The sequence below is a fragment of the Bacillus sp. PAMC28571 genome, from assembly GCF_014250435.1.
GTDB classification, from domain to species: domain Bacteria; phylum Bacillota; class Bacilli; order Bacillales; family Bacillaceae; genus Bacillus; species Bacillus safensis.
In genome coordinates, this window is sequence record NZ_CP060191.1 from 1,684,242 (window position 1) to 1,707,772 (window position 23,531).

General features: G+C 40.9%; 26 protein-coding genes and 1 other RNA gene. 6 read left to right on the forward strand and 21 right to left on the reverse strand.

Annotation, left to right across the window (positions count from 1 at the left end):
- Positions 1–349 precede the first annotated feature (349 nt).
- Positions 350–682 carry a chaperone CsaA gene (gene csaA, locus H7F25_RS08220; protein WP_034621362.1) on the reverse strand — a complete coding sequence of 111 codons (333 nt, stop codon included), beginning with the start codon at positions 680–682 and terminating at the stop codon, positions 350–352.
- Between the two features lie 246 nt (positions 683–928).
- Between csaA and H7F25_RS08225 the strand changes: the two genes are divergently transcribed.
- Positions 929–1,408 (forward strand): hypothetical protein, encoded by a 480-nt coding sequence (locus tag H7F25_RS08225; RefSeq protein ID WP_024422662.1) that lies wholly within the window; start codon positions 929–931, stop codon positions 1,406–1,408.
- Here the strand turns inward: H7F25_RS08225 and H7F25_RS08230 are convergent.
- From H7F25_RS08230 to H7F25_RS08260, 7 genes are all read right to left on the reverse strand, one after another.
- Positions 1,405–3,030, reverse strand: coding sequence for a YndJ family protein (locus H7F25_RS08230; RefSeq protein ID WP_122631128.1), 1,626 nt, complete (start codon positions 3,028–3,030; stop codon positions 1,405–1,407). The two genes, H7F25_RS08225 and H7F25_RS08230, sit on opposite strands and share 4 nt — an antisense overlap.
- Positions 3,023–3,631 carry a DUF4166 domain-containing protein gene (locus H7F25_RS08235; RefSeq protein WP_122630987.1) on the reverse strand — a complete coding sequence of 203 codons (609 nt, stop codon included), beginning with the start codon at positions 3,629–3,631 and terminating at the stop codon, positions 3,023–3,025. Before H7F25_RS08235 ends, H7F25_RS08230 begins: the two co-directional genes overlap by 8 nt.
- Entirely contained in the window at positions 3,594–4,475 is an 882-nt protein-coding gene (locus tag H7F25_RS08240; RefSeq protein WP_024422664.1) for a hypothetical protein, read from the reverse strand. Before H7F25_RS08240 ends, H7F25_RS08235 begins: the two co-directional genes overlap by 38 nt.
- A 148-nt stretch (positions 4,476–4,623) precedes the next feature.
- Positions 4,624–5,196 (reverse strand): TetR/AcrR family transcriptional regulator, encoded by a 573-nt coding sequence (locus H7F25_RS08245; RefSeq protein ID WP_122630988.1) that lies wholly within the window; start codon positions 5,194–5,196, stop codon positions 4,624–4,626.
- Positions 5,197–5,199: 3 nt separating this feature from the next.
- Positions 5,200–5,919: an MBL fold metallo-hydrolase gene (locus H7F25_RS08250; protein WP_122630989.1), complete on the reverse strand. Its 720-nt coding sequence runs from the start codon at positions 5,917–5,919 to the stop codon at positions 5,200–5,202.
- 36 nt (positions 5,920–5,955) lie between these two features.
- On the reverse strand, positions 5,956–6,429 hold the full coding sequence (locus tag H7F25_RS08255) for a GyrI-like domain-containing protein (RefSeq protein WP_122630990.1): 474 nt from the start codon (positions 6,427–6,429) through the stop codon (positions 5,956–5,958).
- A gap of 54 nt (positions 6,430–6,483) precedes the next feature.
- Positions 6,484–7,416: a helix-turn-helix transcriptional regulator gene (locus H7F25_RS08260; protein ID WP_122630991.1), complete on the reverse strand. Its 933-nt coding sequence runs from the start codon at positions 7,414–7,416 to the stop codon at positions 6,484–6,486.
- Between the two features lie 118 nt (positions 7,417–7,534).
- Here H7F25_RS08260 and H7F25_RS08265 point away from each other — a divergent pair, with 118 nt between their 5' ends.
- A complete protein-coding gene (locus H7F25_RS08265) occupies positions 7,535–8,059 on the forward strand; it encodes a CcdC protein domain-containing protein (RefSeq protein ID WP_024428348.1) in 525 nt (174 codons plus the stop codon).
- A 31-nt stretch (positions 8,060–8,090) separates the two neighbouring features.
- Here the strand turns inward: H7F25_RS08265 and czrA are convergent, their stop codons facing one another.
- The gene (gene czrA / locus H7F25_RS08270; RefSeq protein WP_024422670.1) at positions 8,091–8,420 is read right to left on the reverse strand and encodes a Zn(II)-responsive metalloregulatory transcriptional repressor CzrA; all 330 of its coding nucleotides are present in this window, start codon (positions 8,418–8,420) and stop codon (positions 8,091–8,093) included.
- 184 nt (positions 8,421–8,604) lie between these two features.
- On the opposite strand from czrA, the gene H7F25_RS08275 reads away from it, so the two are divergent.
- Positions 8,605–9,930 carry an APC family permease gene (locus tag H7F25_RS08275; protein WP_171464319.1) on the forward strand — a complete coding sequence of 442 codons (1,326 nt, stop codon included), beginning with the start codon at positions 8,605–8,607 and terminating at the stop codon, positions 9,928–9,930.
- A 97-nt stretch (positions 9,931–10,027) separates the two neighbouring features.
- Positions 10,028–10,690: a lysozyme family protein gene (locus H7F25_RS08280; RefSeq protein WP_024422672.1), complete on the forward strand. Its 663-nt coding sequence runs from the start codon at positions 10,028–10,030 to the stop codon at positions 10,688–10,690.
- Positions 10,691–10,724: 34 nt separating this feature from the next.
- Here H7F25_RS08280 and prpB read toward each other — a convergent pair whose 3' ends face one another.
- The 4 genes from prpB to H7F25_RS08300 form a co-directional block, all read right to left on the reverse strand.
- Complete coding sequence (gene prpB / locus H7F25_RS08285) at positions 10,725–11,642, reverse strand: methylisocitrate lyase (protein WP_044332931.1); 918 nt, start codon at positions 11,640–11,642, stop codon at positions 10,725–10,727.
- A 12-nt stretch (positions 11,643–11,654) separates the two neighbouring features.
- On the reverse strand, positions 11,655–13,091 hold the full coding sequence (locus H7F25_RS08290; protein ID WP_277602648.1) for a bifunctional 2-methylcitrate dehydratase/aconitate hydratase: 1,437 nt from the start codon (positions 13,089–13,091) through the stop codon (positions 11,655–11,657).
- A 2-nt stretch (positions 13,092–13,093) separates the two neighbouring features.
- Positions 13,094–14,236 (reverse strand): citrate synthase, encoded by a 1,143-nt coding sequence (gene mmgD / locus H7F25_RS08295; RefSeq protein ID WP_185854480.1) that lies wholly within the window; start codon positions 14,234–14,236, stop codon positions 13,094–13,096.
- Positions 14,237–14,404: 168 nt separating this feature from the next.
- On the reverse strand, positions 14,405–14,944 hold the full coding sequence (locus H7F25_RS08300) for a DUF420 domain-containing protein (RefSeq protein ID WP_024422676.1): 540 nt from the start codon (positions 14,942–14,944) through the stop codon (positions 14,405–14,407).
- 198 nt (positions 14,945–15,142) lie between these two features.
- Between H7F25_RS08300 and H7F25_RS08305 the strand changes: the two genes are divergently transcribed.
- On the forward strand, positions 15,143–15,655 hold the full coding sequence (locus H7F25_RS08305; protein ID WP_029708157.1) for a GNAT family protein: 513 nt from the start codon (positions 15,143–15,145) through the stop codon (positions 15,653–15,655).
- Positions 15,656–15,809: 154 nt separating this feature from the next.
- Here the strand turns inward: H7F25_RS08305 and H7F25_RS08310 are convergent, their stop codons facing one another.
- From H7F25_RS08310 to H7F25_RS08345, 8 genes are all read right to left on the reverse strand, one after another.
- Positions 15,810–16,631: a LysM peptidoglycan-binding and 3D domain-containing protein gene (locus H7F25_RS08310; RefSeq protein ID WP_024422678.1), complete on the reverse strand. Its 822-nt coding sequence runs from the start codon at positions 16,629–16,631 to the stop codon at positions 15,810–15,812.
- 234 nt (positions 16,632–16,865) lie between these two features.
- Complete coding sequence (gene recQ / locus H7F25_RS08315) at positions 16,866–18,668, reverse strand: DNA helicase RecQ (RefSeq protein WP_044332923.1); 1,803 nt, start codon at positions 18,666–18,668, stop codon at positions 16,866–16,868.
- Positions 18,669–18,801: 133 nt separating this feature from the next.
- Positions 18,802–18,987: non-coding RNA, 6S RNA (gene ssrS, locus H7F25_RS08320), on the reverse strand.
- 132 nt (positions 18,988–19,119) lie between these two features.
- On the reverse strand, positions 19,120–19,620 hold the full coding sequence (locus H7F25_RS08325; RefSeq protein WP_044332921.1) for a TraR/DksA family transcriptional regulator: 501 nt from the start codon (positions 19,618–19,620) through the stop codon (positions 19,120–19,122).
- A gap of 91 nt (positions 19,621–19,711) precedes the next feature.
- Positions 19,712–20,359 (reverse strand): SDR family oxidoreductase, encoded by a 648-nt coding sequence (locus H7F25_RS08330; protein WP_044332919.1) that lies wholly within the window; start codon positions 20,357–20,359, stop codon positions 19,712–19,714.
- Between the two features lie 175 nt (positions 20,360–20,534).
- Entirely contained in the window at positions 20,535–20,873 is a 339-nt protein-coding gene (locus tag H7F25_RS08335; protein WP_024422682.1) for a PH domain-containing protein, read from the reverse strand.
- Between the two features lie 278 nt (positions 20,874–21,151).
- On the reverse strand, positions 21,152–21,289 hold the full coding sequence (locus tag H7F25_RS08340) for a DUF4025 domain-containing protein (protein WP_075611524.1): 138 nt from the start codon (positions 21,287–21,289) through the stop codon (positions 21,152–21,154).
- A gap of 49 nt (positions 21,290–21,338) precedes the next feature.
- Positions 21,339–21,551, reverse strand: a complete 213-nt coding sequence (locus H7F25_RS08345; RefSeq protein ID WP_024422683.1) for a DUF6501 family protein — start codon at positions 21,549–21,551, stop codon at positions 21,339–21,341.
- Between the two features lie 213 nt (positions 21,552–21,764).
- Here H7F25_RS08345 and H7F25_RS08350 point away from each other — a divergent pair, with 213 nt between their 5' ends.
- A complete protein-coding gene (locus tag H7F25_RS08350; RefSeq protein ID WP_024422684.1) occupies positions 21,765–23,249 on the forward strand; it encodes an aldehyde dehydrogenase family protein in 1,485 nt (494 codons plus the stop codon).
- Positions 23,250–23,531: the final 282 nt, after the last annotated feature.

Here is a 23,531-nt window from a genome sequence, read left to right on the forward strand (position 1 = left end):
GGAATCATCCCCTTTAATGACCGGATCATCACTTGGAATTCATCTTAGTTTATCGACTAAACAAACTAAGATGAATTCATTTTATAAAATCTGATCTGACTTTTCAATATTTTTTGAAAAAACAATCCAAATAATTGATTTCTTGTCATTTTTCTGCTGAAATGACGTGAAAAACTGAAATGAAGCATTTAATGGTTGCAATTCCGATCACCTCATGCTATATTAATCAAGCGATGAGCTGAATTGTGTAAGTCGGATAACATGTCTCCTTGAGACACACACGAATGTGGCGTGTGGTTATTCCGCCTCAATACGCAAAAGACATCTTCTCAGGAAGATGTCTTTTTTATTACCCTATTTTTGTCCCATTTTCTACAGGCTCATCTGTTGCTAGTAATACTACGTCTTCTTTTGACGGCATACCCCCTAAGACAAGCACTTCTGATTTGAATCCTGCAATTCTTCTTGGCGGAAAATTGACGACTGCTACGATTTGTCTGCCAATAAGACTCTCAGCCGTATAACGTTTTGTCAGCTGAGCACTGGATTGCTTTAGACCAACCTCTTCACCAAAATCAATCTTGAGTTTTAATGCAGGTACTCTTGCCTCTGCAAAGAATTCTGCTTCAATGATCGTCCCGACACGAATATCTAACGCCAAAAACTGTTCAATATCTGCCATCTGATTCTCTCCTCTTCATTCAAGGGTAGGTTCATTTACTAGAGTCATCTATTGTTTTTTTCATTGTAGCACATTCATTTCGTAAAAAAAGTGAGTCAAAAAGCCGATTCACCGCAAAAACCACCCTTTAGTTTACATAATAAATTTATCGTCATGTATTAAATATTTGCATCCTGAAAATGAATTCAGTAAAATGGCAAATAATCCTACTGCTTCCTCCCAAATATATTGGGGAGGGGTTAACACTTGTTTACATTATCAGATATGTGGACATTTTGCTGGTCGTTTTTCGTCATTCTTCCTATCGTTGCCATCTTGCATCAGCTTGGCCATATTATGGTCGCATGGATGTTTGGTGCAAAGGTTTCTTTTGCTCTTGGCAGAGGCAAAAAAGTATTGAAAATAGGTGTTGTTGAAATTAGACGAATCTATTTTCTAGATGCATTTTGCCATTATGAAGAAATGAGGAAAAATAACCGATTCTCACACATTCTTGTCTACCTAGGCGGATCATTATGCAACCTGCTCAGTGTTCTCATACTGAATACAATGATCGCCAATGATATCCTGCCAGAACATCAATTTTTCTATCAATTTGCTTACTTCTCAGTCTACTATGTATTTTTTGCACTGCTGCCAGTCCAGTATGCAGATCATCATCCGAGTGATGGGCAAGCGATTGTGAACATCATTCGGCACGGTGAACCATGTGACATCATTGATTAACAGGATGGCTTCCCCCTGTCAATTTGATAATGAATCGTTAAAAAGGGAATACCGAATAGCTTCATTTGATGAACTGCTGTGAGACTTTTATCTGTCTCCGGCTTCATATGAAAGCTTTCTTCCATTGGCAGTTTCATGGTGATAAAAGGTGTATGCAAATACAATCCTTCGTCACCGGTACTGCCTTTTGGACATGCACTTTTTAAGAGAAAGTCTTCATTTTCATTAAAAGGTTTTAAAATGGCGGTCATCTGAGAATATGGAAGCGGCAGCGCAATATTCATATAGCCCGCAGCTGCATCGTGATGATGAGCATAAAGTGCAAAAAAAACCTGCTCCCCTTTTTCGTTATAACGAATCCACGCCCTGACATTCTTTCGCCCTTCTTTAGGATGTTGAAATGTAGTCAGACGCCCCTTCATTTCATACGGGATACGAGATGTCCCCAAATAGAGCTGGCCTATTTTCTTAAAAACTGGCTGAAGTAAAAAAACAAACGGCCTCACCCACCAATGAAAACAGACTGCTGCTTTTAACGTAAACGCCATCGGATTCTCATAAAACCTTCGAATCACAGGTGACACCCTATCAGCTGAAAATGTCGTTCCATTTAAATCATCAAGTGAATCGACTAAACCAAGGTTCTCTCGATCATGCATTCTTTCCTTTTGAAAAGAGATCAAATGAAGACGGCCATGCACTTTTGATATCGGAAAGTCCTTCTGCTTCAATTGATCCTTTGGCCCTTCGATCAGCCATCCAATCAAACCTGGTAAAATAACAAAAAAGGCATTAATACTGCCATGAAACCAAATCATCTGATCAATGCTGATGTAGGTCACGCGCATGAGCATGCCAGCAGAATAAAGAAGAGATAGCACGATCGTTCCCATTAAGACGCAGCTAGAAAACACAATCAGCACTTTGGCCACAGTCGATCGAAACCTTGTTTTCATACAAAGAATACCGTACAAGTAGAGTGCAATGACATATAGTATAACGCTGAACGTATCAAATAGACGGGAGAAGCTAATCCCAACAGCAATCATCACAGGCGACAGCAAAATCACCCAGCCTGCCGCTTTGTATAAAGCTGTCTCTTTTTCTCTCTGTCTCCCTAAAAATCCATAGAAAAGCGGGATAAAAAAAGCCGAGTAATGAAAATGAATAGCGGTCAAAAGCACGATGATTGGTGAAAAGGTCATGACCTGTATATCTGCTGTGTACAGCCAAAACCAAAGCCCTCCTAAAGCGATATACATCCATGCACCATCGATCATCAATTCATGAAGCGGAAAGATACCCCTTTTCAGCAAACGAGTAAAGCCATATAACGCCAAAAGAATCGTATACAAAAACCATCCCGATGCAAAAAAGGCAGAATGATAGATGAATGCAGCCGTTGCACAAAGAGCAGCTAATGGAAAGGCTTTCATTAAAAAGCCGAGCAGTATCCCCGGCTTACTCTCCCTCTCTTCCTTCACAAAAAAGGCTAAAATTGCAGGAAGGAAAAACAGAATGGCTATCAGTACAAATAACTCTGCTGCCGGACCTGTCATCAAGCGGGTGGCGATAAAACAGCACATGAAGACGAGGCTTGATATCAAATGCCATTTATTCATCATGAGACATCACCCTTTCAGTAAACCGGCCTTTATATGTAAAAAGGGTCCCAAACAATCGGTTTTTCACATGCACATCAATAGTATACACACCCGCGTGCTCCTCGTAGCCTTCTGTGACATCTGACACACCGTAAAGCCATGAAGGCAGCGGCCACTCACGTCCTAACATGAGCAGCTTCTGCCGGCCGGATTGAATGCGAAGGAACCCGTGCTTTGTTACTGTAAAATGAAGCTCTGACATAAGAAGTCTAGGCTTTCCAAAATAGTCTAGTACTTTATGACTCTTCTCATCAATGATCATATCTGCATCAAAGTGCCGTTCCTTCTTTGGGAAATAAAACGTACGAAACCAGTGCATGCCTTCCTCTCCCTTATTTGTCATAAAGGGTTTATTCACAATCCGGAAAGGAATGTTTTTTCCTCTCTCAGGGAAAAAACAGCGAAACAGTGGACCAATTTTGAAGAAAAATCGAATGAGCCTCGTTCCGCCGCCTATTTCCTCCATAGTGCCTTCTGCGGTAAACGCACGGTTGTATCTCTCTTTTAATTTTGGATGAAGCTTATCGTAATCCTTTACTTGATGACGATGAACGACCATGTCTACCTCCCCTTTTTCGTTTGATCGAAAATACGTCTATACAATCTTTTAAATTAATCATTCCTGCAATGGATAGGATCAAAAATGCACTCATCACAAGCGGCTCATGAAGTGTCGTTTGGGGGGATAGGATCCCGATACAAAGCATCAGCAGCAGAAACACACTTTGAAGAATGAACAAATATTTCTTTGATAGCTTAGGTATCAGCCATGATACGCCTATAAGGGCATAAAACAACCGAAATCCTGTGCTATGATCAAAAGCAGAATGTGAAAAAGGGATAACCGCTTGACACAGCCAGACGATGGCAAACAGCAAACAAATTCCATAATGGGCAAGTGTTCTCTCCAGTAACAACCGAGGGTGCGTACCCTTTTCAAGCCACGTCTTTAGTGCGCCAAAACTAAAGGCCGTCATAAACCCCATCATCGGGCGAAAAAGAAATCGATCTGCCCACGCCCATCCTTTTCCTTCTTTCGGTTCATAATCAAATTGCGTTTGAAACACAATATGATCGTTCGTTTTCACATATTTCCAATAGCCGCCGCCTTCTTTGATAAAAGACAATGGGTGTGACGATTTGAATTTAAGCGAGGATGCCCGTTCATTCCGTTCATCCATCATTCTAGTTCGATATGCTCCTGTCCCTGTGACACTTACCCCAAAACCAAGATGCTTTTCATACAAAAAAGTTTGGGGCTGTTCATCTTGGGGTCCATTTAATGAAATGGTTGAAAAGCGCAAATCCCACTGTTCATGAAGCTTTGGATTTTGCGTATATTCCCATACTTTCTCTAAAGGTGCATGAATGGTTGTTTCCACATAAACAGGCTTTCTTTTCATCTGCCTCTACTCCTCTATGTGAATTATTTCACATAATAAGCATACCATGTTTCACAAAACTGTCAAATCTTTATTCGTTTTTCTCGCTAAAAAATTGTGCCAGACGGACGCTCCTTTATGATATCGATTTGCTATAAAAAAAGACCTGTCAAATAGACAGATCTTCTTTTTGCAATACACCTGTGATATAGAGCCGAACCGCATAGCTCACACTTTCTTCAAGCTGTTCTTTTCGTTGAAATCCCTTTTTATTAGAAATATCACCGAAGCCGTGCAGTAAGCTTCTCAGTCCTCTGACGACATGCGTCATTTCTTCTTCTTTTACACCAAAGCGTGACATAATGGATTGAACAAACTGAACAAGGCGCTCTGCTGCAAGTCGTACTTCTTTTTCGTTCATATGTGAAAAGGCAGCTTCATAAAGACCGGGATGTGTTCGGACAAATTGCACATATTGTCTGGCAAAGGCTAAAACAGCTTCTTTTTTTTCCAGCCCCTCTGTGACTTGCATCCCTTCCTCACAAAGCATGGAGAGCCCCTTTACTGCGAGTGCTGCCTGAATCTCATGAAGGCCGGATACATGATTATAAAGAGAAGGCGGCCTGATATTCAGCCTTTTAGACAATGTAGCAATAGTCAAAGCGGAGAAGCCCTCTTCATCAACAAATGCAGCCGCTGTATCCATAATTTTTTCTTGTGTAATTCCCATTCTTGGAGACACGGTTTACTGCCCTCCTTTTTTTAGCTGGTGCTGTCTTTTTTTAACGGCAGCTTGAAGCTTTTCATGAGGCTCTATGATAAGGTCACCATGTCCTGCAGCAAGACAGGATATGCGCAGCGCTAGTAATTTTTCAGCGCTTTTTAATGCGGTTTCTGCATCCCATGTGGCAAATGCCGGGAACGGGAAGCTCCACCGAAACTCACCCGTAACCGATAAGCTGCCTTTTGTCACAAGTGCATCCCCTGCAATGACAACTCCTGACCTTTCATCGTATAAAGAAATGCTGCCGGGTGTATGCCCTGGTGTTGCAATCACTTTGAGCGTCCCAATCTCATCTCCTTCTTTGACAAGTACATCTGGTTTTGTATGAATATTTTTCATAAAACTGCCTTTAATTTTTTGCTGAGGTTCATCAGGGAGCAAGGAAAAGTCACCTTCAAAAAGGCGTGCATCACGTTTTGATAAATAGACAACTGCCTCTGGAAAAGCCTTCTTCACCTCATCTAATGCGCCGATATGATCCATATGGCTATGAGTGAGAATAATCTTATGAATTGGTTTGTTCTTTTTACGGGCAAATTCGATGATCGAGTTTGCCGCCATTTTTAAAGCAGCATCAATTAAGATGAGTCCTTCCTCTTCCTCAAAGACATAGCAATTTACCGGAAATAATCGCGGCATCAATGTAAGCTGGTGCAGACGGTCAAAAGTTGTTAATCTCATGATTGCCCTCCTAAAACTAATATCGTTAGTTTTATATTAACTAATAGTATTAGTTTTAGCAATCATTTTTTCATCAACCGCAATATAAATATCAATTTGTGCTTCTTTTGGATCAATAGATCTTTCATCATACCATTCAAAATCACCTGTATAAGTGCGGTATTGACGCTGATCCCACGTCCAAATCTTGTGCCATGTTTCAAGCACGACCTCTTCAATCGGTCCTTTTCTCGTTTGAAATCTTGCATAGGTGGACGCAGGAATCTCTTTTACATGTTCGATCTGCTGATCCGCGAATTGCCCAGCTGTAAATAAATAAGAACCATGTTCATCTTTTTCATAATCTGAATAGAGCCCTATGACTGGAGCTTGTCCCCCATGTAGCTGCTGCGCAAAAAAATCCTGCCAAAGCGGTGCAATCTTCCGCTCTTTTGTTTTCTCTATTTCATTTGTTGTTCGAACAGACAACCCTTTGACCCATTGTTTCTCTAATGTGACGATATCGTACATACATTCTCATCTCCTTTTCTCCCATCATATAAAAAGAAACCTGACAACAGTGTGTCAAGTTTCTAATCGCTTCATAAATTGTTTTAATTGGAGATCAAATGCTTCCTTGATGTGCTGAGGTGAAACAATGTCGACGTCCGGTCCTAAATGGAATAGGAAACTGTGCAGCCAATCATCTTGCGGCACAGTCAATGCTGCCAGATAGGTTCCGTCTGAACATATGATCAATTCGTTCTCATCCACCCATTCCTTCACTTTGCCAACTGATGCTTCGGTTAACCTGAGCGTGAGGGTTGTGACTGAAGGTTCTTCATGCCAAGAGTCATTCCAAGGCTTCTCTTCATTTTTGATTCTTTTCGGCCTGAAATATGCTGAAATGGTGATGAGGTCTGTCATTCTGGTCAGCTTGAATAGACGAAAATCATGTTTCACACAACAAAACGCATACAAGTACCAATGCCTTCCTTTTAAGACAAGCGTATAAGGCTCCGCTTTACGTGGAAGTGTTTCACCTTTTGCGTTGCGATAAGTGAATTGAATGAATTGATGCGCGGAAGCAGCTGTATGGATCAGCTGAAGCTTCTTTTCTGCCTGGCTGTCTTTTCCCCATGAGCTTAAATCAATAAAGACATGGTGCTGTTTCTCGCTTTCATCGCTTTGTGGCGGAATGAGAGATTTGATTTTTTTCAGTACATGTTCACTTTCTTTAAAGGAGTATGCACTCGTCATGCTTTCAAGGGCAGTTAAAATAAGCTCAATGTCATCATCGGTAAATAACTTTTTCTCTAAACGATAGTCGTCAACAAGCGAAATGCCTCCGCCTGCTCCTTGTGTTGTCACAATAGGAATCCCGGCTTGATTGATGGTCTCAATATCGCGATAAATCGTCCTTACGCTCACTTCGTGAAGTTCAGCAAGGTCTTTCGCTTGTATTTGCTTTTTGCTAATGAGCAGCATCACAATAGACAAAATACGATCGATTTTCATGCCTTTTCCTCTTTTTCATAAATGTAGGTTTTGATTTGATAAAAAATGAAAGAATGGTAAAGATAAGGAACAGCCAGCATTCGTTTACATCCCTGCACATGCAGGAGGAGGTTGCATCATGACACATCACGTGTGGCAGTTATTCATAATTGGGGGCATTATGCTGATCTGCATCATCTTTCGAATGAATCGAATGAGACGCTATCAGCTTGTGCGCCCGATCAGTCTTTTGATGAGAATGTATGTATTTGGACTCACTGCCCTTATTCTCTTATTAGAAGGCTGGCAAAATCACAGCATTTTCATCTATGCCGCTATTGGTATGCTCTTTGGAAGCAGTCTGGCCGTTCATGCCTATGAGACGATCCGCATGAAAGAAGAAAATGGCCGTCTTTATGTGAAAACGAGTAAATGGATTGAAAGCTTCATTTTATGCTTATTTTTATCACGACTTAGTTTTAAGCTGGGTGAGCTGACGAACCATTCGCTCACAAAGATTGGTGTCGTTGAACTGTATCAGCATATTGTGAGTGATGATGCCATGACCATGCTCAGCTTTTTTCTGTTAGCTGCTTACTATGTTGTTTTTTCTTATCAAATGATGAAAGCAGGTAAACGATCAACCCGTATGCATCATGCGTAAAAACCTTCCTACTCATATAGGAAGGTTTTTATTAGTCATGCTGTGCATGATGAATCATTTGTTCAAGTACTTCCATCACATGCTGATCTTCAGGACTGTAAAAGATCGATGTCCCTGCTCGTCTAGATTTCACGAGACGAAGGTTTTTTAAAAAGCGCAGCTGATGAGAAACTGTTGATTGCATGAGATTCAGCGTTTCTGCGATATCATTTACCGAGTATTCACCTTGAGACAAGAGGTGCAGAATACGAATACGTGTCGGATCAGATAAGGCTTTAAACGTTTGGGAGACAAGAAATAAACTTTCTTCATCCAGCTCCATCCGTTCCTGTTCTTGATTTGTATTCAGTTCTTCCTTCATTTCGCTTCACCTTTCTTGTTAGTCAAATCACGACTTATTCTATGTATCATCATATACTAAAACGTCCGGCGTGCAAAGCGGGCACACTTTAAACAAAAGATTTATTCAAATAGCATTGACACTTGGTAGCATTCTTTTTAAAATGAGCATTATTTATTCATTTTTAGAGGAGCTGATAGGCAAATTGACTGAAGAGCCAAGACTAAAACGCAGCCTGACTGTCTTTCCACTTGTTGTGATCGGGCTTGCTTATATGGATCCACTTGTCGTATTTGATTCATACGGCATTGTTGCTCAGCTGACGAAAGGACACGTCGCTGCAGCTTATATATTTACGTTGCTGGCATTACTATTGACAGCGCTTAGCTATGGGAATATGGTGAAAGCTTTTCCAAAAGCAGGATCTGCTTATACATATGCGCAAAAAAGTATTCATCCTCATGTCGGCTTCCTTGTGGGCTGGACACTTTTACTGGATTATTTATTTCTGCCTATGGTGAATTTTGCGATCGGAAGTGCTTATTTAACCGCAGCCTTTCCTGATGTACCTCATTACATTTGGATCATCATACTTGCTATCGCCATAACGACTGTCAATGTCATCGGTATACGGCTTACAGCCAACATTACGGCGCTGTTTGTGACATTTCAGGTCATTGTCGCTGTCACCTTTGTTGGATTTGTTATTTATGGGCTCACGCAAAACGCTGGCAGTGGAGAGTTATTGTCAGCCCGGCCTTTTTATTCAGCGAGCTTAGATCCAGCGCTTATTTTTTCAGGAGCGACCATTTTATGTTTCTCCTTTCTGGGATTTGATGCCATTTCCACTATGTCTGAGGAAACCATTAAACCAAAAAAGACGATTCCGCTTGCCATTTTCTTAACAGTTGCGATTGGAGGCGTACTGTTTACTTTGACGTCTTATTTTTTGCAGCAGGTGTTTCCAAATTTTCAGCAGTTCAAACATCCTGATGCAGCCTCACTTGAAATTGCAGAATTTGTGGGCGGCGCATTTCTTCACTCGTTCTTTTTAGCCGGCACAATGGTCGCTGTCATTTCTTCCTCCTTATCGTCACATGCGAGTGCAGCAAGGCTTTTATATGCAATGGGAAGAGATCAATCGTTACCAAAGCGTTTCTTTGGGTATATTCATCCGAGATTAAAAACCCCTGTTTTTAATATTTTGTTAATCGGAGCTTTCTCCTTAACCGCAGTCGTTGGCGAACTTGAAGTTATTTATTCCTTTATCAGCTTCGGCGCGTTAATTGGATTTACCTTTGTGAATTTGTCTGTTTTTGCGTACTTTTTCGTCAAACAAAAACAAAGAGGTATTCTGAATACATTGAGATATGCCGTGATCCCTCTATGCGGGACGGCGTTTTGCATTTGGCTGTTAACGAGCATCAGTACAAATGCATTAATCATTGGCATGATTTGGCTGATTATCGGTTTTGTTTATTTCTGCTTCAGGCTGAAAACAAGACCTGAATTTACGTTTGGATATGATTGATTATAAGGTTTTCACTTGGTATCCTGCACAGGATATGGCATAATGAAAAGGCTGTACTTCCCTTTTAAAAGCGGGGCAAAACAGGGGTGAACTGACCTTGAAAAAGAAAAAAACAGGATGTTTTGCCATTTCAGGCTGTTTCACGATTTTTCTCTTTGTTTTCGTATTAGCAGCCATTGCCATCTCCTTTAATCAAAAGGAGTTAAAAAAGCTGCCGATTGATACGGAATCAATTGTTTTGTCGAGATTGGATGATTACAAACCGCTTGTAGAAACAGAGTTAAGAGATCAAGATTTAGATCAGTATACCGGGTTAATCCTCGGTATGATGTATCAAGAATCAAAAGGCAGGGGCGGAGATCCAATGCAGGCCTCTGAATCTCTTGGTTTGAAACGAAATGAAATCAATGACCCTGAGAAAAGCATTAAACAAGGAGTCCATCATTTTTCGACTATGTACAAGCATGGGAAGAAAAAAGGCGTTGATTTGGAAACCATTATTCAAAGCTATAACATGGGAATCGGCTATATTGATTTTGTTGCAAAAAACGGGGGAAAACATTCCGAGAAACTGGCAAAGCAATACTCCAAAAAGCAAGTGAAACGAAACCCCGAGGTCTATACGTGCGGCGGCAATAAAGATAACTTCCGCTATCCGTATTGCTACGGTGACTTCACTTACGCTGAAAAAGTAAAAGAAAAAACGAAAACAGTTGAAGAAAAGATGAAATTGGCTTCTTCATCCACACCATCATCGTAAAAAAAGCACTTCCGTATAGGAAGTGCTTTTCATTTTATCGCTGTTCTTTCCCAATTTCCGGCAGGATCGTTTTTGCTAAATGCTGGTCCATTTCCTCATATTCATCATAATGAATCGTTTCATACAGCTCTTTTCTCGTTTGCATATCCCCAAGTATCCCCTGCTGCGTTCCCTTTTCCATGATTTCTGTAAATAAACGCTCATACGCTTTTGCAGCAACTCTAAGTGATGACACAGGGTAAATGACCATTTGAAAGCCAAATACAGAAAATTCGTCTGCATGATAATAAGGCGTCTTGCCAAACTCCGTCATGTTTGCAAGGAGCGGACCTTTAATATGGTTTGAGGCATGCGTGAAGTCCTCTGCTGTGATGAGTGCCTCAGGAAAAATAGCATCAGCTCCTGCTTCTACGTAAAGATTGGCCCGGCGGATGACATCCTCCATTCCATTTACGGACTTTGCATCGGTTCTTGCAATCACCAAAAGCGTTGGTGCCGCTTGTTTGATGGCTTTGATTTTTGCGACCATTTCTTCTACTGGAACGAGTGATTTCCCGTTTAAATGCCCGCATTTTTTCGGCATTTGCTGATCTTCAATTTGAACAGCTGCCACTTTGCTCTCAACCATTTCTTTTGCCGCTCTTGCTGCATTTAAAACACCGCCATAACCTGTATCCATATCGACCAAAAGCGGCAGCTGGGAAGCTCGAATAATCTCCTTCGCTTTTTCAGCCATTTCTGTTGAATGGATCATGCCGAGATCAGGCAGTCCTTTGCTGGCACAAAAAGCGGCACCTGATAAATAGAGCCCTTGAAAGCCCATTTTTTTCGCATAGAGCGCAGACATTCCATCGTGAACGCCTGGAATTTGAAATAAAGCTGATTTGTTCATTTGTTCTTTAAAGGCTGCGGCTAAATCAGCCTGACTTCTTTCTTCATTCACGATCCACACGCTAGCTCCCCCTTATATGACGAATAAGTCCATAAATGCTGGCACTGTTGTTGTTTTTAATTGATTTGGATTTTGGCAGAGTGACACAATTTGATCCACTTGCTTTTGTGGAAATCTTGTCTTTAAATGATAGAGCCATTTCTTTTCAAGCAGCGGAATGCCTTCCTGTCTTCTTCTGCGATGACCGAGCGGGTATTCAATTTCAATTCGGTCTGTCATCGTCCCGTTTTTAAAGAAAATTTGTACACAGTTTGCAATCGATCTCTTTTTCGGATCTAAATAATCCTCTGTGTAACGTTTATCCTCTTTCACAATCATTCGATCACGAAGACGATCAATGGCTGGATTTTGCGCCGTTTCTTCTTCATAATGGTCAGCTGTTAGTTCACCATAGATCAGTCCAATAGCTGTAATATACTGCAAGCAATGATCACGGTCTGCCGGATTATAAAGCGGTCCTTTCTTATCAATAATCCGAATCGCTGACTCATGTGTCGTAATCTCTACCCGGTCAATTTCATCTAAACGATCTTTTACAGCGTCATGCAGCATCACAGCCGCCTCTGCAGCAGTCTGCGCATGGAACTCAGCAGGATAAGCAATTTTGAAGAGAACATTTTCTATGACGTATGATCCAAGGGGCTGGGCGAGCGTAAGTGGTTTTCCTTTCATCAGAACATCTTCAAAGCCCCACTTCTCTGCACTGAGGGGCGTTTGATAACCCATTTCCCCTTTACGTGTCATCATTGCCAGCCTCACTCCGCGGCTTGTTGCATCCCCCGCTGCCCATGATTTCCTCGATCCTGTGTTTGGGGCGTGGCGATACGTCCTAAGCGGGGAATTATCAACAAACGCTTGTGATAAAACATGCTGGACCTCTTCCTTTGTTCCGCCAAGCATTGCACACACAACTGCACTTGTTGCCACTTTGACAAATAACACATGGTCCAATCCATTTCGATTTAGACAATTTTCTAAAGCAAGGACACCTTGAATTTCATGCGCCTTGACGATTGCATGCAGTACGTCATTCATCGTTAGCGGCTCTTCTCCGTTTGCAAGGCGTGTTCTGCTGATATAATCACTTACAGCTAATATTCCGCCTAAGTTATCTGACGGATGCCCCCACTCCTGTGCAAGCCACGTGTCATTATAATCTAACCAGCGGATCATACAGCCGATATCAAAAGCCGCTTGAACGGGATCTAGCACAAACGAAGTGCCAGGAACTCTTGCTCCGTTAGGCACAACAGTTCCAGGTACGATAGGTCCAAGGTGCTTCGTACATTCTGGAAAATTAAGAGCCAGCATTCCGCACCCGAGCGTGTCTATGAGCACATACCGCGCGGTTTCAATGGCCTCTTTGCTCGTAATTTCTCCGTCTACTGCATAGGCAGCGATTTCTACTAATAGCTGATCTGTTTGATTGGCGACTGCTGTTTTGTTCATGTTCATTCCCCCGTTTTTCCATCATCATTTGAAACCTTTAATCCTCTTGGCCCTAGATACCGGACTCTCGGTCTAAAAATGCGATTATGCAAATGCTGTTCAATGACATGTGCGGCTAATCCGCTAGCTCTTGCAGCAAAGAAAATGGGTGTATAAAGTGAAATAGGGATTCCGAGCACGTAATAAATCGGTGCAGCATAATAATCAAGATTTGGATAAAGGTTTTTCTGCTCTTTCATATATGCCTCTCCTGCTACACACATGTCATATAGCGTTGTATCTCCCTTCGATTCGGTAAGCGTTTTCAATGAACGTTTTAAAAGAGCGGCTCGCGGGTCCATTTTTCTCATGTATACTCTGTGGCCAAAGCCCATCATTTTTTCTTTTGCGGCTAATTTTCGTTCAATGAGTGCAAGAAATCCTTCTGTTGTTTTTCCTTCAAGAAGCATGTGCATGACAGCTTCATTTGCTCCTCCGTGGAGGTCACCTTTTAATGAAGAGATCGCTCCAGTAAAAGCACCATACATGTCAGAATGCGTGGATGCAATCACTCTAGCCGCAAACGTTGAATTCGGCAGCTCATGTTCGCTATATAATGTGAGTGTTTGGTCAAAAGCAGTAATTTCGTCTTGTGTCGGGGTGCGTCCAGTTAGCATGGATAAAAAGTTTTCAGTGTAGGATTTGGTCTGATCTGGAGAAATAGCGGCGTCTTTTACGAGAATATAATAGCTTCCAGCAACAATGGCCGGCAGCTGTCCTAGTAATCGAACTGCACGCCTTTTTTGGCACGCTTCAGATCGATCATGTAATGCGTCATCATACCCTGCAAGAGCAGATAAACACGTTCTCATCGCATCCATAGGGTGAGTGGATTTTGGCAGCTTGGTTAAAATGGTTTGGATGGTTGGATGTAAGCTCGTTTGTGAGGATATATCTTGCTGAAATTGGTGATATTCCATCTTATCTGGTAATCTTCCATAAATAAGCAGATAGGCTGTTTCTAAATATGTCTTGTTTTGTGCCAGCTCAATGAGGTCGTACCCGCGAATCACAATTTCCTCTTGCTCCACATCTAAGTATGATATGGACGTTTCGCTTGCCACAATGTCTTCAAGCCCCGGTTTATACTGCAATTGTTCAGTCATCATATAACCCCCGTTTCGTCCAATTGTTGATCTCCAAACGAGCAAACGGCCAGAAATGATGTGAATCTATAGATGGGAAGATACCGTGCTAGTCGGATATCCAATTTCCATTCTATCCAAAGCACTTCATCTTGTAAATAAAAGAACGTATGTCCAATTGGACATACGTTAGCTGTAATATGGAGAAATCATGATATAGACAATGACGCCAGTGAGACTAACATAGAGCCAAAGCGGCATCGTCCAGCGGGCAATTTTACGGTGACGCTCGACCTGCATCTGTGCGCCTCTAAATAGTGTAATCAGTGCAAGCGGTACAATAATAGCTGAGAGCACAATATGTGTAATCAAAATAAAGAAGTAAATCGGACGGATGATCCCTTCTCCTCCGAAGTGTGTATCAGCTGCCATTGAATGATATGTCACATAGGAAATTAAAAAGACAAGTGTTGTTGAAAATGCAGCAAAAATAAATCGTCTATGTGCTTTAATGTTCTTTTGTTTAATCATAATGAGTGCTGAAAGTAAGAAGATAAACGTAAAGCTGTTCATCACGGCATTCAGTAACGGCAGAAATGTAATATCCAGATGACTAAATTTATCTGTTTTTGGCATTAAAAATAATAAAGCGATTAATCCGTTTATGGCAATTGTTAAAATGACAACAATGCCGGTGAAATTTTTCGGTTTTTGATTCTGTTCGTTCATGTTTGAAAACCTCTCTTTATTAGTTCCGACTAAGAGTATGTTATTTAACTTTCTCTATAAAGTCAATGAATTCGCTGTCTTCGTCGAATTTTAGACAAACTTGCCGATAATCGGCATTCTAACGGCTTGAAAGATTCATCCACTTCCTTTAAAATTGGAATTTATGTGATTTTTATCATTTCTTATATGAAAGGAGTAATGGACTTGTCAATCTTACAGGAAACACCCAAAGATGTGAAGGCGTTAGAGCAAGAATTACAGCAATTGCAGTTCCAAATGTATCGAATGCAAGAAAATATGAAAGATATTTCGAAAAAGGCAAAGATCATTGGCATTGATCAGGCGAAAGAAGATGAATGGATGATTGTCTCTGCCATTGAAAATGCTGATACATGTAAAATCATGCTGACCGATTGTGAAAAAGCTTTTCGCGGACAATCTGATTTTTCCTTAATTGCTGAATATCCTGAAGAAGGAAAGATTCATATTGCCGATATTAAAGGACCTCCCGATAATGGATACGGTTCAATCTGTATGAAGCATTTAAAAGAAATCGCAAGAGAGCAGAACATCCCAGTCATCACAGGTGACCTCGTCAAAAGAGATTGGAATCACGTGGACCGATTGATTCACTTTTATGAAAAGCACCAATTTGATGTCCAAATCAATTGGAAAGAACAAAGCGGAGAAATTTATTGGGTGGACAGCTAACGACAAAAAAACAGCGTGTATGATGGAATATACGCTGTTTTTTGTCGAAAATGCAAATTTTTCTGAAAAATGTGTGTTTTTTTGACCAAAAAAAGGGTACAATAAAAGCATCAGGCCGCCACCTGATGCTTTCTTTCCAAAAAACAATAAGTTACTAGTTAAGTACTTTCACTTTGACTGATTTTACGCCCCAATTTTTTGCTTGGGATTTGCTTGGTACATGTACATCAATTTTGTTACCTTTAATTGCGCCGCCAGTATCTGCTGCGATGGCTTCACCGTAGCCTTCAACATAAACCTTACTTCCTAATGGAATGACATTAGGATCTACTGCAATCACTTTCGCATTTGGGTTTTTGTTTAAGTTTACCCCTGTTGCAGTGATACCTGAGATGCCACCATCATTTGCTGTATAAGCCGTAGCCGTTACAGTCATTTCTTTTTGTACACTTTGACTAGCAGAAGATGATTCTGCTTTAGCTGTTTCCTGTTTAGGAGCAGCTTTTTTCGGTGCTTCCTGTTTAGGAGCAGCTTTTTGTGTTGTTTGCTCTTTTTGGACAGGCTCCTGTTTTTGTACAGGCTCTGAGCTTACCGGAGCTGAGCTTTGACCAGCAACACTTAGTGTTGAACCAATCATAATTATATCTGAGTTTAAGTTATTCCAAGACTTAATATCGCTAATTGACACATTGAATTTTTGAGCGATTTTCCAGAGGCTGTCCCCCTTCTGGACTTTATACTGCTCCTGAGTTTTCTCTTTTGAAGAGATTGTCAATTTATCACCTACATAAATCATGTCTGTAGATAAATTGTTCCAACCCTTTAGGTCCTTTAGAGACACATCATTTTTTTGAGAGATTCCCCAAAGTGTATCACCTTTCTTCACAGTGATTTCCTTTGCAGAAGCTTGCTGTGCTCCAAATGCTGTTGTAGAGATTGCTGCAACAGCAACCAAGGACATAATAGTCTTCTTCATAAAGTAAATCCTCCCTTGTTAGCTTTTTATGGCGGCTAACGAGTGCTATCGTAACATATGTAAATGTCAATTCAATAACAAAACGATATGTTTTAGATTACAGTTCCTTTACATGAAACATCTCTCTCCATTGGTAAATCAGACCACAAAACAGCTCGATTACCCGCCATATCAAGGTTTTGAAAGGATCAGAAACCTCCTGTTGAAAACGTGTCCAAACGCAGCGAAAAAAATTTATTTTTCTTCTTCAACCTTTTTATTTTTCTCTTTTTCTATAAATAAATGGATTTCTTCTAAAAAAACATCCCCGTATTTCTCTCTTTTTTGAGCGCCTATTCCCTTAATATTGAGAAGTTCTTCTTCTGTTTTAGGCTGAACGGCTGACATTTCCTTCAAGGTTTGATCAGAAAATACAACAAATGGCGGAACGCCCTGCTCTCTTGCCAGCTTCATTCTCACCGCTCTCAGCTGCTCAAATAATGCATCGTTTTCTTGAATCGCCTCTCTTTTAACTGCCTGCTTTTTATACACAGCCTCTTGCCCGACTAACACTTTCTTTCCTTTATGTGTCACTTTTAATGTTGGATAAGCTCCTTCAGACATGTGCAAATACTCTTCTGTAATTAAAAATTCGATGAAATCACTAATTTGCTGGGCGGATTGCTGCTTCATTAAAGCGTATGTAGGAAGACGGTCGAAACCGAGGTCAAGCACTTTTTTATTTTTAGAGCCTGCCAGTACTTGAGCAATCATCATTTTTCCAAAGCGCTCGTTCATTCTAACCGTACACGATAAAACCATTTGCGCTTCTCGAGTGACCTCTTCACGCTCTCTTTCATCAAGACAATTACTGCATTTTTGGCAAGGGGCACTTGCTGATTGATCAAAGTAGTCCATCACAAATTGCTGCAGACATTGCTCAGTGTGACAGTAATCGACCATTTGTCTAAGTTTAAGCAGCTCATGCTGAAAGCGCACTTCATCTTCTGTTGACTGTTCAATGAGGAATCGCTGCATTCGTACGCCCTGCGGCGAAAATAGTAAAATGCATTCACTTTGGAGCCCGTCTCTGCCGGCTCGTCCAGCTTCTTGATAGTAGCTTTCAATATCCCTTGGAATTTGATGATGAATCACAAAACGGACATTTGACTTATTAATTCCCATGCCAAATGCAGATGTAGCGACCATGACCTGGATGTCATCGTTTAAAAACAGGTTTTGCTGCTCTTCTCTCACATCGTCATCTAACCCGCCATGATAAATGCCCACTTTGATCTTTTGTTTCTTTAGCCGATTGTAAATATTTTCGGCTTCTTTTCTTGTAGCAGTATAGATAATGCCGGACTCAAGCTTATTTTTCTTCATATAATGTGTGATAAAGCGGTCACTATTTTCTCCTTTGACCACCTGAAAAGATAAATTTTCTCTAGCAAAACCAGTAAAAATGGTTTCTTCTTCGTTCATGCCAAGCTGTTCACATATATCTCGGTGAACCTTTTTCGTGGCTGTAGCCGTTAATGCGACAATCACTGGCCTTTTTGTCAGCCGATTTAAGCATTCTTGAATAAAGCGGTAGCTCGGCCTAAAATCATGCCCCCACTCAGATATACAGTGTGCTTCATCAATTGCAATTAAAGGGATCGTTAACCGATCAAGCAGCTGAAAAAAACGTTCATTTTGTAAACGTTCAGGTGTGATATAAAGCAGCTGATATTCCCCATCTTCACATTTTTTCAGCCTTTTATTCATTTCAGCTGCGGAAAGTGTGCTGTTTAAAAAGGACGATCGTATGCCCATCTCATTTAGCGCATCGACTTGATCTTTCATTAAAGAAATTAGCGGGGATACAACGATCGTTGTTCCTTCCATCATCAAGGCAGGAATCTGGTAGCAAACCGATTTCCCCCCGCCTGTCGGCATAATACAGACGGTATCCTTCTGTTTGTTTACAATCGATTCAATGGCTTGTTTCTGTCCCTGCCTAAAGGCGTCAAAGCCAAAGTATTGTTTCAGGAGTGCTTCTGCTTGTTCTAACATCCAATTCCCTCTCCGTCTTTTGTTTTGTCTATTTTAACATACATTCATGCCTCTTCCTGCTGACTGTGCAATTTCGTTTTTTCACAAAATAAAAAGCCATTTTCCAAAATGGAAAATGGCTTGAATCATCCTAGGAAAAGCTGCGGATGCCGTAATCTAAGTAAGAAAGTTTTAAACCACCACTCCTCAAAGTGGGTGTTTGCAGAAACGTTCCTGTCTTCCTCGCTAAGGAGGCATGACATTCCGGCTTCAATATAAAACTCCCTATTACAGCTTAAAGGTTAAAACTTAATTAACATTACGCGCATCGCAGCCTTTAAACTATATTACACGAAAGTTTATTAAATTTCAAGAGATCTTTTTTCTATGAAATACTCATGTATACAAGTTATTTGTTCATGTGTACATAAGAAAAAATTATTCTGAAAAAATTTAACCTTCGCTTATGATCCTATTTTTCCTCATCTACATCAACATCTTGCTCTTCCTCTAATCTTTCATACGTATCTGAATGCATCTGATCCATTGTTTCTCTATTTGTTAAATCGCGCATTTGATCGGAGAATGAACGGTCAAATTCGTTTGGATCTTGAGTGGTTTCTTCATTTTTCTTTGCATCTATTGAATGACGTGTATATGGAACTGCTTTTAAACGCTCGTATGGGATCTCTTTTCCCGTTTTCTCACATATCCCATATGTTCCGTCTTCCATTCGTTTCAGTGCTGCATCGATTTCACCTTCAAGCTGATCATCGACCTGATCCAGCGTTTGTTCTGTCATACGGTCTAAATAGATGCTCCCATGATCAGCGATATGATTACCAACACCATTTGAAATCTCACTCGATTCAACGAGCATCGATTCTTCTTTCTTTTTTGATCCCTTCACATCTTCTTTTAATTGAATCAATCTTTCGTATAAATCAGCTTGTTGTTCTTTCGTTAAGCCCACGGTCAATCACTCCTTTCTCATTACCTTCCCGCTGAAAGGGAAAAGAAAACATCAAAAAAGCCGCCGCCTCTTTGGCAGCAGCTTTCTTTTCTTACAGATGGCGAAGTGCTTCTTCGATTGGTTTATCGCCTTTCATCAAGTCAAAGGACTTATTTTTCACATTGGATTCTGTTAAGCTCTCCACAAGAACAATGGCTACGTCCTCTCTTGAAATTTCGATGTTTTGATCATCTGGAATATGTTCGGCAGCTTCAATCTTTCCTGTCTTCTCCTCATGCAGCAGGGCACCTGGGCGGACAATCGTATAGGAAAGACCAGACTGTTTTAAGTGCTCATCGGCTTTTCTTTTTGCTTCATAATAAGTTTCCATACTTCCTTGCCCTTTTCCTTGATTCGGATCATCTGCATTATAAGCACTAAGCATAACAAAATGCTGGATGTTTTCTTTTTTCGCTGTATCAACGAGGCGTTTTGCCCCTTCTTGATCGACCGCAATGGTCTTATCTGCACCTGTTTTTGAGCCTGAACCAGCTGCAAAGATGACAGCGTCTGCTTGTTTCACAGCATCTGTCACATCTTTTTCAAGATCACCGATGACAGGTGCTGCACCAAGTTCTTTTAGTGCATCAGCTTGTTTTTCATCTCGAATGAGAGCAAGCGGTTCATGTCCTTTTTCTTTTAAATAACGAACGACAAGTCTGCCTGTATGTCCATTTGCTCCTGCAACTAATACTTTCATTGTTCATTCTCCTTTCTGTATCTGTTTCATCTTTATCCTTTTTTGCTATCATTCAAACTCTTAAGCAGAAAAAAGCCCTTCCCATCAGATGGGAAGGGCTTAGCAATGTGCGATCTATAAAAATAAGAACGAAGAATGAGAAAAGTGCATATGATCTATGTAATCGCAAGATTGATCAGCAAAGATGTTTTGTCAAAATGGCTTGCACATCACTCAAATCCGTCTCTTTGGAAAAGTCGAGTTCAAATACTTTTGAGCTTGTAACAAGCAGCATACCTGTGTCCTGATCAAACACGCCAGCTTCTTGTATGGCAAAACTTTCAATTGATCGATACGGCAAGGAGACCCTGACTTTCTTCTTAGAAAATACGCGGTTATCGCCAAAGATCAGTCGTTTATTGGTAAAGCAAATTTGGTCGTGACGCAGTCTGTAAACAGCCTCAATTCTTTCCCCTTCAATCAATAAGGATTCGAATTTCTTATCATTTTGTTTACTGACAGAAAAAATACCCACGTAAACCCCCTCTTCCTGCATCAAATTCCTTTATGACAAAACGGCCACACGGCTCTGTGGGTACGTTTTATTCTCACTTATAGAATACGCTATAAATGGTTGTTATTCCATTACGAATAGATTAAATTTCATTTAACTTTTTCTTTTTGATCCGATGCTCTTTCCTCTACTTATTTAGACAGTTAAACCAGGAAAAAAGTTTCAGTTCTTTTCGAGAAAAATGCTGAATCATTCCAATAAAAAAACAGTGATTATGCCAAATCACTGTTTTTAAATGACTATTCGTCTTTTGGTGTATCAATCGTTCCCTCGGCATACACATCGGAAATCTGTTCAAGCGTAATCGCCATATCAGCGTCCTCGTGTTCATGCCATGCATTTTGATTTTTCTGCTCGTCATTTTGCTGCTTTTTCATCATCATCACCCTTTACTGTTTTTCTTAGTATGAGTGATGACCATCAAAATCATTCAGCTGAAATATCTTCGAAATACTCCTTGTAATACCCGCCTACTTTACCCGTATTGTCTACGACAAACAGGAATTCTTCTGTTTCATTTTTCACTTCATATGTGCTTCCAACCGTTAATGCCCGGTCGACCATATATTTTTTCGCATTTGTATGTACACATTTTACTTGTTTTAACGTTTGAGCCGTTTGCCAGTTTTGATGGATCATGATTTAAAAACTCCTTTTTTCATCTATACATTTATTGTAGCCAAATTTTCGCGAAATGCAATGAGTGTTATGGATTGCTTTCAAACAGGTCGTGTAATATGATAATTGTATACGTTTACATCTTTGTGCGTATACAATTTAAGTTGCTTGTCCGCTTTTCCCACCTAGAACTCGCAGAAAACAATCCATATCTTTAAGGAGGTTTGTTTATTTATGAGCTCTACAACACTTCAAATTAGTTCAAAACTCGAATCTTTTCTCCAAGGGACGAAAAAACTCTACATTAATGGTCAGTTTGTCACAAGTCACGATAACAAAACCTTTGCTACTCCTAACCCAGCCACAGGCGAAACCCTTATTGATGTTTATGAAGCAGGTGCAAAAGATATTGATGAGGCCGTAAAAGCTGCAAAAAAAGCCTTTCATGGTCCTTGGCGCTCAATGTCTGCCGCTGAACGCGCCCGCCTCATGTTCAAGCTTGCTGATTTAATGGAAGAAAATCAGGAAGAGCTTGCACAGCTAGAAACTTTAGATAACGGAAAACCAATTAATGAAACAACAAATGCAGATATCCCCCTCGCTATTGAGCACATGCGCTATTATGCGGGCTGGACGACAAAAATGAATGGACAAACCATTCCTGTCAGTCAAGGATATTTTAATTATACCCGCCATGAGCCGGTTGGGGTTGTAGGACAAATCATCCCATGGAACTTCCCGCTGCTCATGGCTATGTGGAAAATGGGCGCCGCACTTGCAACAGGGTGCACCATCGTTTTAAAGCCAGCCGAACAAACTCCACTCTCTGCTCTTTACTTAGCAGAATTAGTGGACAAAGCCGGCTTCCCAGAAGGCGTGATTAACATCGTTCCTGGATTTGGCGAAACAGCCGGAGAAGCCTTAACTGATCATCCTGACGTGAACAAGCTGGCCTTCACAGGGTCAACAAGTGTTGGGAAATTAATTATGGAGAAAGCGGCTAAAACCATTAAGAGGGTCACATTAGAGCTTGGCGGAAAATCACCGAATATTATTTTACCTGATGCCGATTTAAAGAAAGCCATTCCAGGTGCTTTAAATGGCGTCATGTTTAACCAAGGCCAAGTATGCTGCGCAGGGTCCAGAGTCTTTGTTCATCGGAGCCAATATGATGAAGTAGTCGATCAAATGGCCAAATATGCAGGATCCCTCAAACAAGGCGCTGGTCTTCATCAAGATACGCAAATTGGACCTCTTGTAAGTAAAGAACAGCACGAACGCGTGTTAGGCTATATTGAAAAAGGTAAATCCGAAGGGGCAACAGCCGTTGTCGGGGGCGATTGCCCTTATGAGGCTGGCTATTTCGTCTCTCCTACTATTTTTAAAGATGTAGAAGATGAAATGACCATTGCCAAAGAAGAAATCTTTGGACCTGTCTTATCTGCCATTCCTTACGATTCCATTGATGAAGTGGTCGAACGAGCCAACCAGTCTGAATATGGATTAGCAGCAGGACTTTGGACAGAAAACTTAAAGCATGCCCATGATATCGCTGCACGTCTTGAAGCAGGAACAATTTGGGTCAACTGCTATAATGTCTTTGATGCCGCCTCCCCGTTTGGAGGATATAAGCAATCAGGTCTTGGCAGAGAAATGGGATCATATGCCCTTAACAACTATACAGAAGTCAAAAGTGTATGGATTAACCTCCAAGACTAATGACGTCAAGAAAGCCGTGACCCTGTCATCGGCTCAGATCGTTGACAAAGTGCTAAAATGATTTTTATTTTAGCACTTTGTCTTCTTTTCAGCGTGATAGAAAACCTTTGCAGTCTAGGAAGGACGAGCACTGGCGCGGAGCGAATTGACATTCGTGAGCACCAGCGCGCAGACCTGACACCTAATGCGAGGGTTTGTCTACACGCTGAGCCGGTGACCCTGTCATCGGCTTTTTTTGTATTTGCATGTGACAGGCCGGCTCCTGAATATAGTATGAAAGGA

Excerpts from the sequence above, each read along its gene's own strand:
- csaA (WP_034621362.1), bottom strand. The coding sequence starts at position 682 with ATGGCAGATATTGAACAGTTTTTGGCGTTAGATATTCGTGTCGGGACG.
- H7F25_RS08230 (WP_122631128.1), bottom strand. The coding sequence starts at position 3,030 with ATGAATAAATGGCATTTGATATCAAGCCTCGTCTTCATGTGCTGTTTT.
- H7F25_RS08235 (WP_122630987.1), bottom strand. The coding sequence starts at position 3,631 with ATGGTCGTTCATCGTCATCAAGTAAAGGATTACGATAAGCTTCATCCA.
- H7F25_RS08240 (WP_024422664.1), bottom strand. The coding sequence starts at position 4,475 with ATGAAAAGAAAGCCTGTTTATGTGGAAACAACCATTCATGCACCTTTA.
- H7F25_RS08250 (WP_122630989.1), bottom strand. The coding sequence starts at position 5,919 with ATGAGATTAACAACTTTTGACCGTCTGCACCAGCTTACATTGATGCCG.
- H7F25_RS08255 (WP_122630990.1), bottom strand. The coding sequence starts at position 6,429 with ATGTACGATATCGTCACATTAGAGAAACAATGGGTCAAAGGGTTGTCT.
- H7F25_RS08260 (WP_122630991.1), bottom strand. The coding sequence starts at position 7,416 with ATGAAAATCGATCGTATTTTGTCTATTGTGATGCTGCTCATTAGCAAA.
- H7F25_RS08265 (WP_024428348.1), top strand. The coding sequence starts at position 7,535 with ATGACACATCACGTGTGGCAGTTATTCATAATTGGGGGCATTATGCTG.
- czrA (WP_024422670.1), bottom strand. The coding sequence starts at position 8,420 with ATGAAGGAAGAACTGAATACAAATCAAGAACAGGAACGGATGGAGCTG.
- H7F25_RS08290 (WP_277602648.1), bottom strand. The coding sequence starts at position 13,091 with ATGAACAAAACAGCAGTCGCCAATCAAACAGATCAGCTATTAGTAGAA.
- mmgD (WP_185854480.1), bottom strand. The coding sequence starts at position 14,236 with ATGACTGAACAATTGCAGTATAAACCGGGGCTTGAAGACATTGTGGCA.
- H7F25_RS08300 (WP_024422676.1), bottom strand. The coding sequence starts at position 14,944 with ATGAACGAACAGAATCAAAAACCGAAAAATTTCACCGGCATTGTTGTC.
- H7F25_RS08305 (WP_029708157.1), top strand. The coding sequence starts at position 15,143 with ATGGACTTGTCAATCTTACAGGAAACACCCAAAGATGTGAAGGCGTTA.
- H7F25_RS08310 (WP_024422678.1), bottom strand. The coding sequence starts at position 16,631 with ATGAAGAAGACTATTATGTCCTTGGTTGCTGTTGCAGCAATCTCTACA.
- recQ (WP_044332923.1), bottom strand. The coding sequence starts at position 18,668 with ATGTTAGAACAAGCAGAAGCACTCCTGAAACAATACTTTGGCTTTGAC.
- H7F25_RS08330 (WP_044332919.1), bottom strand. The coding sequence starts at position 20,359 with ATGAAAGTATTAGTTGCAGGAGCAAATGGACATACAGGCAGACTTGTC.
- H7F25_RS08340 (WP_075611524.1), bottom strand. The coding sequence starts at position 21,289 with ATGAAAAAGCAGCAAAATGACGAGCAGAAAAATCAAAATGCATGGCAT.
- H7F25_RS08345 (WP_024422683.1), bottom strand. The coding sequence starts at position 21,551 with ATGATCCATCAAAACTGGCAAACGGCTCAAACGTTAAAACAAGTAAAA.
- H7F25_RS08350 (WP_024422684.1), top strand. The coding sequence starts at position 21,765 with ATGAGCTCTACAACACTTCAAATTAGTTCAAAACTCGAATCTTTTCTC.